10 protein-coding genes are annotated in these 9,419 nt (G+C 67.3%); 5 read left to right on the top strand and 5 right to left on the bottom strand.

Annotated features, from left to right (window positions below):
• Window positions 1-392: 392 nt before the first annotated feature.
• The 5 genes from rpmH to mnmE all read left to right on the top strand — a co-directional run bounded on the left by rpmH (window position 393) and on the right by mnmE (window position 4,395).
• A complete protein-coding gene (gene rpmH, locus IM543_23345) occupies window positions 393-527 on the top strand; it encodes a 50S ribosomal protein L34 (GenBank protein QOY94356.1) in 135 nt (44 codons plus the stop codon).
• A gap of 33 nt (window positions 528-560) precedes the next feature.
• Complete coding sequence (gene rnpA / locus IM543_23340) at window positions 561-971, top strand: ribonuclease P protein component (protein ID QOY94355.1); 411 nt, start codon at window positions 561-563, stop codon at window positions 969-971.
• Window positions 968-1,231 carry a membrane protein insertion efficiency factor YidD gene (yidD, locus tag IM543_23335; GenBank protein ID QOY94354.1) on the top strand — a complete coding sequence of 88 codons (264 nt, stop codon included), beginning with the start codon at window positions 968-970 and terminating at the stop codon, window positions 1,229-1,231. Before rnpA ends, yidD begins: the two co-directional genes overlap by 4 nt.
• 10 nt (window positions 1,232-1,241) lie before the next feature.
• Window positions 1,242-2,933, top strand: coding sequence for a membrane protein insertase YidC (gene yidC / locus IM543_23330; GenBank protein QOY94353.1), 1,692 nt, complete (start codon window positions 1,242-1,244; stop codon window positions 2,931-2,933).
• Window positions 2,934-3,018: 85 nt separating this feature from the next.
• On the top strand, window positions 3,019-4,395 hold the full coding sequence (gene mnmE, locus IM543_23325) for a tRNA uridine-5-carboxymethylaminomethyl(34) synthesis GTPase MnmE (protein QOY94352.1): 1,377 nt from the start codon (window positions 3,019-3,021) through the stop codon (window positions 4,393-4,395).
• On the opposite strand, the gene IM543_23320 is transcribed toward mnmE, so the two are convergent.
• From IM543_23320 to coxB, 5 genes are all read right to left on the bottom strand, one after another.
• The gene (locus tag IM543_23320) at window positions 4,370-5,287 is read right to left on the bottom strand and encodes a cytochrome c oxidase assembly protein (GenBank protein ID QOY94351.1); all 918 of its coding nucleotides are present in this window, start codon (window positions 5,285-5,287) and stop codon (window positions 4,370-4,372) included. The genes mnmE and IM543_23320 overlap by 26 nt on opposite strands.
• Window positions 5,275-5,730, bottom strand: coding sequence for a hypothetical protein (locus IM543_23315; GenBank protein QOY94350.1), 456 nt, complete (start codon window positions 5,728-5,730; stop codon window positions 5,275-5,277). Before IM543_23315 ends, IM543_23320 begins: the two co-directional genes overlap by 13 nt.
• Window positions 5,731-5,742: 12 nt before the next feature.
• Complete coding sequence (locus tag IM543_23310; protein ID QOY96834.1) at window positions 5,743-6,267, bottom strand: heme-copper oxidase subunit III; 525 nt, start codon at window positions 6,265-6,267, stop codon at window positions 5,743-5,745.
• 74 nt (window positions 6,268-6,341) lie between these two features.
• The gene (gene ctaD, locus IM543_23305; GenBank protein ID QOY94349.1) at window positions 6,342-8,282 is read right to left on the bottom strand and encodes a cytochrome c oxidase subunit I; all 1,941 of its coding nucleotides are present in this window, start codon (window positions 8,280-8,282) and stop codon (window positions 6,342-6,344) included.
• Between the two features lie 9 nt (window positions 8,283-8,291).
• On the bottom strand, window positions 8,292-9,260 hold the full coding sequence (coxB, locus tag IM543_23300) for a cytochrome c oxidase subunit II (GenBank protein ID QOY94348.1): 969 nt from the start codon (window positions 9,258-9,260) through the stop codon (window positions 8,292-8,294).
• Window positions 9,261-9,419 lie beyond the last annotated feature (159 nt).

Genomic DNA, 9,419 nt, shown 5'->3' with positions numbered 1-9,419 from the left:
ACTTCGCTAGTTGATACGTAACACGCTATTTTACCTGTCTCGGCCGAAGTTATCCACAGGTTAGGCCCACTATTTTCAACCGGCGCCGCGCTTTTTGCAGCATCGCAGAAGACAGGGCGGGTGCGCACCGCAGCGCATCAGGAGAGGGGCGGGGGAAGGACGGAGAAACAACGGCCTCCTTGACAGCTGGACTGGAAATCGAGTCTAATTCAGGGTTCCCCGTCCGTGTGTCCGATCAAGCCGATAAATGTCGGTGTGGCGCAGCCCGGTCGATACGAGTATTTGCTAAGGCGTGACGCTGGCTTAACCATCTGCGAACTGTCATTGGCGACGAATCCTGACACGACGTCAGACCCGATTTTGCACTTTCTTTTGCTTTAAGCGAGACCACCATGAAACGTACTTACCAACCTTCCGTCGTCCGTCGCAAGCGCACGCACGGCTTCCGCGCACGTATGGCTACCCGTGGTGGCCGTCAAGTCCTGAACGCTCGCCGCGCCAAGGGCCGCAAGCGTCTGGCTGTCTAAGTTTCTTAGATCAGCAGATCGACGCGGTCAGCCATGACAGGCGAAGGTTCGCACGACTTCGCGCGCGTTCGGCGTATCGTTAAAACGGATGAGTTTTCATCCGTTTTTCGTTTGCGGCCGGCGCAAAAATCCGCGCATTTCGTGCTCTATACCCGGCCCAACGCCTTGCCGCATGCGCGGCTGGGCGTCGTTGTGGCCAAGCGTTTCGCACCGCGCGCCGTCACCCGCAATACGATCAAGCGCGTCACGCGTGAGCTGTTCCGCAGCACCCGGCTCGAACCCTTCGATTGCATCGTGCGCCTGTCGCGTCCGGTCAATGGCAAGGACGGGCCGGCGACCACGCGCGCCCTGAAGGCCGAGCTGCGCGCCGAGCTGACCCGCCTGTTCGCTTCCCAGCGCGCGCGCCGCAGCACGCCGGCGCCGGCAGCGCCCCCGACGCCATGAAGACGCTGCTGGTCTGGTTCCTTCGCGGCTACCAGCTGCTGCTGTCCCCGCTGCTCGGGCAGAAATGCCGTTTTTATCCGACCTGCTCCAATTACGCGATCGAGGCGCTGCGCGTGCACGGCGCCGCCCGCGGCTCGCTGCTGGCCGCGCGCCGCGTGTGCCGCTGCCATCCGTGGAATCCGGGCGGCGTCGATTTCGTGCCTGCGGCGGACGAGAACAAGCAACCTCCACCAGCCGCTCGCGGTTGTAACCACTCCTGACTAGACTCCAATGGAACTCAATAAACGTACCGTCCTGTGGATCGTGTTCGCCATTTCCCTGATTGTTCTCTGGAACAACTGGATGGTGGCTAACGGCAAACAGTCGCTGTTCTCGCCGGGCGTCGCCACGCCGGCCCCGCCAGCCGCCCAGGTGGCGCAGCAGCAGGCCAAGACGAATGACGTGCCGGCCGCCGCGCAAGCCGGCGCCGCCGCAGTCCCGGGCGCGCCCGGCGCACCGGGCGCGGTCCCGGCCGCCGCCACCATCCCCGCGACCCAGCGCGTCACCATCACCACCGACGTGGTGAAGGTCGACATCGACACCCTCGGCGGCGTCATCAAGCGCCTCGAACTGCTGAAATTCCCGGACCACTTCGACAAGACCAGGAACCAGGTGCTGTTCAACGTGGGCGGCAACGACACCTACCTGGGCCAGACCGGCCTGGTCGGCAGCACCCCGGCCGGCGTGATGCCGAATCACCAGACCCCGTTCGTGGCCCGTCCGGGCGTGCGGTCCCTGGACGCCAACGGCACCGTGCAACTGGTGCTGGACGCGGAGCAGGGCGGTGTGCGCCTGACCAAGACCTTCACCTTCCGCAAGGGCGACTACACCATCGGCGTGCGCCATGACGTGACCAACCTGACGGAAGCGCCGGTACAGCCTTCGCTCTACCTGCAGCTGCAGCACGACGGCAACAAGCCGGCCAACGATTCGTGGTTCATGTCGAGCTACACCGGTCCGACCCTGTACACCGCCGAAGACAAGTACCAGAAGCTGAGCTTCGAAGACATCGAGAAGGGCAAGGCCGAGCACTCGGCCAAGGCCAACAACGGCTGGGTCGCGATCTCGCAGCACTTCTTCGTCTCGGCCTTCATCCCGGCCGACAAGGCGCAGCGCGACATCTACACCAGGAAGATCGCCACCAACCTGTATGCGATCGGCACCGTGCAGCCGCTGGGCGCCGTGGCGCCGGGCGCGACCGTCTCGAGCGACGCCCGCCTGTACTCGGGCCCGCAGGACGAGAAGACCCTGGAAACCATCACCCCGGGCCTGGAGCTGGTGAAGGACTACGGCGTGCTGACCATCATCGCCAAGCCGATCTTCTGGGTGATGGATCAACTGCACGCACTGCTGGGTAACTGGGGCTGGACCATCGTCGCCCTGACCGTGCTGATCAAGCTGGCCTTCTTCCCGCTGTCGGCGGCCGGCTACCGCAGCATGGCCAAGATGCGCGTGGTGACCCCGAAGATGCAGGCGATCCGCGAGCGCTACAAGAACGACCCGCAGAAGATGCAGCAGGCCACCATGGAGCTGTACAAGACCGAGAAGATCAACCCGCTGGGCGGCTGCCTGCCGATCCTGGTGCAGATGCCGGTGTTCTTCGCGCTGTACTGGGTGCTGCAGTCGTCGGTCGAGATGCGCGGCGCGCCGTGGATCCTGTGGATCCAGGACCTGACCCAGCCCGACCCGTTCTACATCCTGCCGGTCGTGTACGCGGTGTCGATGTTCATCACCACCAAGCTGAACCCGCAACCGACCGATCCGGTGCAGGCGAAGATGATGCTGTTCATGCCGCTGGCATTCTCGGTGATCTTCTTCTTCTTCCCGGCCGGCCTGGTGCTGTACTGGGTGGTCAACAACATCCTGTCGATCGCGCAGCAGTGGGTCATCACCAAGAAGTTCGAGACCGGGGCGGCGAAGTAATCGTCCTTCCGGCTTCACCCGAAAGCCCGCGCTTGCGCGGGCTTTTTACATTCCGCGCTTCACCGTATCCCTTACAATCCCCCCCATGAAACTTGACACCTCCCCCATCGCCGCGATCGCCACCGCCCCGGGGCGCGGCGGCATCGGCGTCGTGCGCGCCTCCGGCAAATCGCTGGCCGGCCTGGCCGACGCCCTGTTCCCGGGCGTGAAGCTGGCGCCGCGCCACGCCACCTACCTTCCGTTCAGGGCCGCGGGCGGCGACGTGATCGACCAGGGCCTGGCCCTGTACTTCCCCGGCCCGCATTCCTACACCGGCGAGGACGTGCTCGAACTGCATGGCCACGGCGGCCCGGTGGTGCTGCAGATGCTGCTGGGGCGCGTGCTGGAAGCAGGCGCTCCCCTCGGCCTGCGCCTGGCCGAACCCGGCGAATTCACCCGCCGCGCCTTCCTGAACGACAAGCTCGACCTGGCCCAGGCCGAGGCCGTGGCCGACCTGATCGACGCCTCCACCGAAGCGGCGGCAAAATCGGCCTCGCAGTCGCTGTCGGGCGCGTTTTCCCAGGTGGTGCACACGCTGGTGGACCAGACCATCAATCTGCGCATGCTGGTCGAGGCGACCCTCGACTTCCCGGAAGAAGAAATCGACTTCCTCGAAAAGTCGAACGCGCGCGGCCAGCTGGCCGGCATCATCGAGGCGCTGGAAAACGTGTTCCGCCAGGCCGCGCAAGGCGCCCTGCTGCGCGAAGGCCTGAACGTGGTGCTGGTGGGCCAGCCGAACGTGGGTAAGTCCTCGCTGCTCAATGCCCTGGCCGGGGCGGAAGTGGCGATCGTCACGCCGATCGCCGGCACCACGCGCGACAAGGTCACCGAGACCATCCAGATCGAGGGCATCCCGCTCAACATCATCGACACGGCGGGCATCCGCACCGATGAAGGCATCGACGTGGTCGAGCGCATCGGCATCGAGCGCACCTGGGGCGAGGTCGGCAAGGCCGACGTGATCCTGCACCTGCTGGACGCCAACCTGGGACCGAGCGCGGAAGACGAAAACATCGTGGCCGCCTTCCCGCCGGGAGTGCCGGTGCTGCGCATCTGGAACAAGATCGACCTGTCCGGCCACAAGCCCTCGATGGACGTCTCGCCCGACGCCACCCACCTGTACCTGTCGGCCAACGAACAACTCGGCATCGACCTGCTGCGCGCCGAGCTGCTGCGCATCGCCGGCTGGCAGCAGACCGGCGAATCGCTGTACCTGGCGCGCGAGCGCCACCTGATCGCCCTGCGCGGCGCGCGCGAGCACCTCGAGCTGGCGCGCCAGCACGCGCTGCAGGACGACCAGTCGCTCGACCTGTTCGCCGAGGAGCTGCGCCTGGCGCAGGACCAGCTCTCCAGCATCACCGGGCAGTTCACGCCGGACGACCTGCTGGGGGTGATCTTCAGCCGTTTTTGTATCGGGAAATAGCGGGCGCGTGGCGGCGCTCTTCGTCGCGCAGCCATTCCATGCAGAGCAGCCCGAGCAGGCCGAGGTGCACGATGCTGGCCGGCACCCACATGATCAGTCCCGCCAGTTGCTGGTCTTGCAGCGCCGCCTGCATGGCCGCTTCGGGCAAGCCGGCGGGAACGTAGAAGGGGCGCTGCGAAAAGGTCAGGATGGCGCCCAGGAAGCCGTTCTCGATGCCGAAGCCGACGCCCAGCAGCAAGGCGCCGCCGAAGCCGAGCCGGGCCCGCCCGCGCGGTGCGAACAGCAGGTAGAACAGCGCCAGCGACGTCAGGAAGAAGCAGGCGTGTTCGAGCGTGTGCACGCCTTCGTCCGCCAGGGCGCGCAGGTAGGGACCGGGCAGGTGCCAGAACCACAGCACGAACGAGGCGGCGCCCCACACCAGCAGCGGATGCAGCAGCACCTGCAACAGCCGGCGCGGGGCGGCGTTGCCGGCCCAGCGCCGCGTCAGCGCCTGCCGGCGCGCCGGGGGCAGGCTCCAGGTCCAGGCCAGCACCGGGGCCGCATGCACCAGCAGCGGCGGCGCCACCAGCATCAGCAACAGGTGCTGGGTCATGTGGGCGGCGAACGAGTGCTCGGCCATCGCGTCCAGCGGCGACAACAGCGCCACCACCAGTACCAGCATGCCGGCAGCGAAGGCCTGCGCGCGCCAGCGTCCGATCACGCCCGCCTTGCCGGCGCGGCGCAGCCGCGCCAGGCCGGCCGCATACGCCAGCGCGCTGGCCGCCAGCAGGGCGCTCAGCCACCAGTCGGCGATCCAGGCCGGGGTAGCGTCGTGCTCCTGGCCCAGGTGGGCCAGCGCCACGCCTGGCGCAAACAACAGGCAAGCGAGGACTGCGGCGTTCAGAGTCCGCATGGCGGCACCAGGAGCAGCACGCTGGTGGTCAGCAGCAGGCCGCCCAGGAACAGCAGGCTGCTGATCACGCCGCACAGGGCCATGAAGCGGCTGCGCCCCTCGCCGGTTTCGAGCAGGTGACGGTGGCCGCCCGGCAGTTCGGTACGCGTGTGGCGCAAGTCGCGCCAGGCCAGCAGCGCGCACAGGAGCGCGACCGCGATCGCGGCGGCGCTCAGGATCGCGAGCGCCAGCTGCAGGTGCGGCAGCACCGGCCGGGGCAGTGACGTGTCCTTGGGGTAGCAGGCATAGGCGGCGGCGCCGTAGCCGAGCGTGATCTGCACCGTCCACGCCAGCGGCGCCCCGGCCAGGATCAGCAGCTGGCGCAATGCGCTGATCCTTCCGGCGTGCGGGGACGGGTGGCCGGCATCGGCGCGCGCCTGTTCGGTGCTGTCGGCATGCGTCATGTCGGTCTCCGGTCAGCTCAGGCGCGGGCTCAGGAACAGGCTGGCATACACCGCCAGCCAGACCACGTCGACGAAGTGCCAGTACAGCACCCCGATCGACAGCGGGGCATGGCGCCGGGGCGTGAAGTAGCCGAGCAGCGCCCAGGCCAGCAGCGCCGCCAGCATCAGCATCCCGACCGCCACGTGCAGCATGTGGAAACCCGTGATCGTGAAGTACAGCGAGCCGTAGGCATCGGTGGAGAGCGTGAACGGCTTGCTGTGCCATTCGCCGAACTGGACGCCCATGAACACGCCGCCCAGCACCAGCGCGCCCAGCAGGCCGGAAGCCTGGGCGGCGCGGCTGCCGTGGCGCGCGCCGCGCTCGCTCCACCACGCGCAGGCGCTGCTGGCCAGCAGCAGGCCGGTGTTGAGGCTGGCCTTGAACAGTTCCGGCGGCCCCTGCGGCGGCCAGCGTCCGGCATGCTGCGAGGCCATGTAGAAATAACTGAACAGGAGGTAGGCGAACAGCGAGGCCTCGGTACCGATCAGCGTCCACATGCCCCACAGGCCGGTCGAGCGGTGGTATGTGGTGCCGACCGGCAGGGCGTCGGCGGTGCCTCCATGCGCACTTGTCACGATGGCTCCTTCTGCAATAGTTCAGCGCGTGGCCACAGCCAGGACAGGAGGGCGGCGCCGGCGGCAAGGGCGCCCAGGCCGGCCCCGATCCAGCTGTGCAGCAGCAGGGCGGCGCACAGCAGCGTGGCCGCGGCCGCCAGCATGATCGGCGCCAGCGAATCGCCCGGCATGCGCAGGATGATTTCCGGATCGGCGTCGAGGGCGCTGGTGCCGACGGTCTCGCGCCCATGGTCGAGCAGCATGCCCTGGCCCAGCGTGGACGATGGATTGCCGTCGTCCAGGTCGTCCTCCCAGAGCGGATGGCGGCTGCGAATGGTCGGGATGACGACGAAATTGTAGGGCGGCGGCGGCGAGGGCATCGACCATTCCAGCGTCGCCGCCCGCCACGGATTGGGGCCGGACGGCGCGCCCTTGCGCAGGCTGCGCACCAGGTTGAACAGGAACAGCAAGATGCCGGCGGCGAACACGAAGGCGCCGATCGAGGTGAGCATGTTCGCGGTGTTCCAGCCCAGGCCGTCGGGGTAGGTATAGATCCGGCGCGGCATGCCCAGCAGGCCCGAGATGTGCATCGGGAAGAAGCCGAGGTTGAAGCCGACGAAGGTGAGCCAGAAGCTCCACCTGCCGATGCGCTCGTCCATCATCTTGCCGGTGACCTTGGGGAACCAGTAGTGGATGCCGCCGATCACCGGGAACACGTTAATCCCCAGCAGCACGTAATGCAGGTGGGCGACCACGAAATAGGTGTCGGTCAGTTGCCAGTCGAGCGGCACGGCGGCCGTCATGACGCCCGACACGCCGCCGACCACGAACAGGAACACGAAGGCCACGAAATACAGGAAGGGCACCGCACGGACCGGGTTGCCGGTCCAGATCGTGGCGATCCAGGCAAACACCGAGACCGCGCTCGGGACCGCGATCACCATGCTGGCCACGCCGAAGAAGGACAGCGACAGCGGCGGCAGGCCGGTGGCGAACATGTGGTGGACCCACACGCCGAACCCGATGATCATGGTGGTCACGGTGGCCAGCGCCACCGCGGTGTAGCCGACCAGGGGCCGCCGGCAGAAGGTCGGCAGGGCGTCGGACACGATGCCCATCGCCGGCAGGACCAGCGCGTACACCCAGGGGTGGCCGAACATCCAGAACAGGTGCTGCCACAGCAGCGGGCGCCCGCTTTCCGCGTCGAAGAAGTGGGTGCCGTACTGGCGGTCCATCCAGAGCAGGAAGAAGGCCAGGCTGACCGCGGGCACCGCGAGCAGGTTGCCGACCGAGGCCGTCAGCGTGCCCCAGACGATGATCGGCACCCGGTTGATCGACATGCCCGGCGCCCGGGTGCGGAACAGCGTGACCACGAAGTTGGCGGCGCCGACCGTGGTCGAGATGCCGAGCAGGACCATGCCGAGCGCGTAGATGTCGATGTTGACGCCGGGGTCATAGGTACGGTTGGCCAGCGGGACATAATTGAACCAGCCGGCGTTCGGCGCCAGGCCGAGCGGGAAGCTGGCGTACACGAACAGTCCGGCAAACAGGAAGACCCAGTAGGACAGGGCGTTCAGGCGCGGGAAGGCCATGTCGCGTGAGCCCAGCATCAGCGGCCACAGGTAGTTGGAAAATCCCGACAGCACCGGCAGCGCGTACAGGAAGATCATGGTCACGCCGTGCATGGTGAACAACTGGTTGTACTGTTCCGGCGACAGCAGGGCCTGGTCGGGACGGGCCAGCTGCACCCGCATCACCAGCGCCTCGAGGCCGCCGGCGACCAGGAACAGCATCGCCGTGACGATGTAGCGGATGCCGATTTCCTTGTGGTCGACGGTGGACAGCCAGCCGAGCAGGCCGGGTTTGGTTTTCCATAAGTGCTGCAGTTCCGCGGCCACCGGAGAGTCATAGCCCGCCTGGACGTTGGCGGGCTGGCGAAGCAGGTCGGCGTCGTTCACGGTCGGCTCCTAGCGCAAGGTGGTGAGATACGCGACGACGTCGCGCAGCTCGCTGTCCGACAGGACGACGGCGGGCATCCTGGCTTCGGGCTTGACCTGCTGGGGATGGGCGATCCAGCGGGCCAGGTGGGCGGGATCGTTGGGCAAGGTGCCGGCGGCGATGGTCCGGCGTGACATCAAATGGGTCAGGTCCGGCCCGAGCAGGCCGTCGGCGTCGGTGCCGCGAATGGCATGGCACACCGCGCAATGCTGCTGCACCAGGCGTGCGCCGGGCAGGGCCGGGCCGGGCGCGGCCGGCGCCGCCGCCGCGAGCTGGGCCTGCCACCAGGCGCGGAACGCTGGCTCGGGCTCGGCCACCACCTGCATCGCCATGTGGGCGTGCTGGGCGCCGCAGTATTCGCCGCACTGGCCCCGGTAGACGCCGGGGCGGTCGGCCTGGATCCAGCTGACGTTGGTGAGGCCGGGAATGGTATCGGTCTTGCCGCCGAGGCGGGGCACCCAGAACGAGTGGATCACGTCGCCGCCTTCGAGCTCGAGGCGCACCGGCTTGCCGACCGGGATGTGCAGCTCGTTCGCGGTGAGAAAGGCCGCATTCCCACCTGCCTCCGCGCCTTCGTAGCGCAGGCGCCACCACCATTGCAGCCCGGTCACGCGCACCGTGAACGCCGGCGCGACGGCGGGCCTGGTCACCGCCGACAGGGCCAGCAGGGTCCAGATCGCGCAGGCCGCCAGCACCACGCTGGAAATGCCGGTGCCGATGTAAATCCAGCGCAGGCCGGAGTTGGCCGAGGTGCGCTCCACCGCGCCGAAGCCGGGCCGGTGCGGACGCCGGCGCAGCACGGCGCCCAGCAGCAGCGCCGCAATGATCGCCACCACCGCCAGCGAGACCGCGATCAGGCCCCAGTTCAGGCGCGTGACCGGATCGGCCGCAGGCCCGGCCGTGACCAGGTAGGACATGGGCGTATCGGCCGGGTTCATGATGTTCCCTCGTGTCCTCGATCCTTCCCGTCTGCGTGCCCGTGCGTCTTCATGTTGTTGTTCGCGGTGACATGAATACTCACTGTACGACCGGCGCGGTTGCCGGTATGTTAAATAGATAACATAGCAAAACATTTGTGCAAATGCATTTGACGCTGA

Origin of the sequence: Massilia sp. UMI-21 (genome assembly GCA_015277795.1) — a bacterium.
In the GTDB taxonomy this organism is placed as follows: Bacteria; Pseudomonadota; Gammaproteobacteria; order Burkholderiales; family Burkholderiaceae_D; genus Telluria.
Note: the sequence above shows the minus strand (reverse complement) of the source record. Positions and strands in the feature narration are given on the sequence as shown.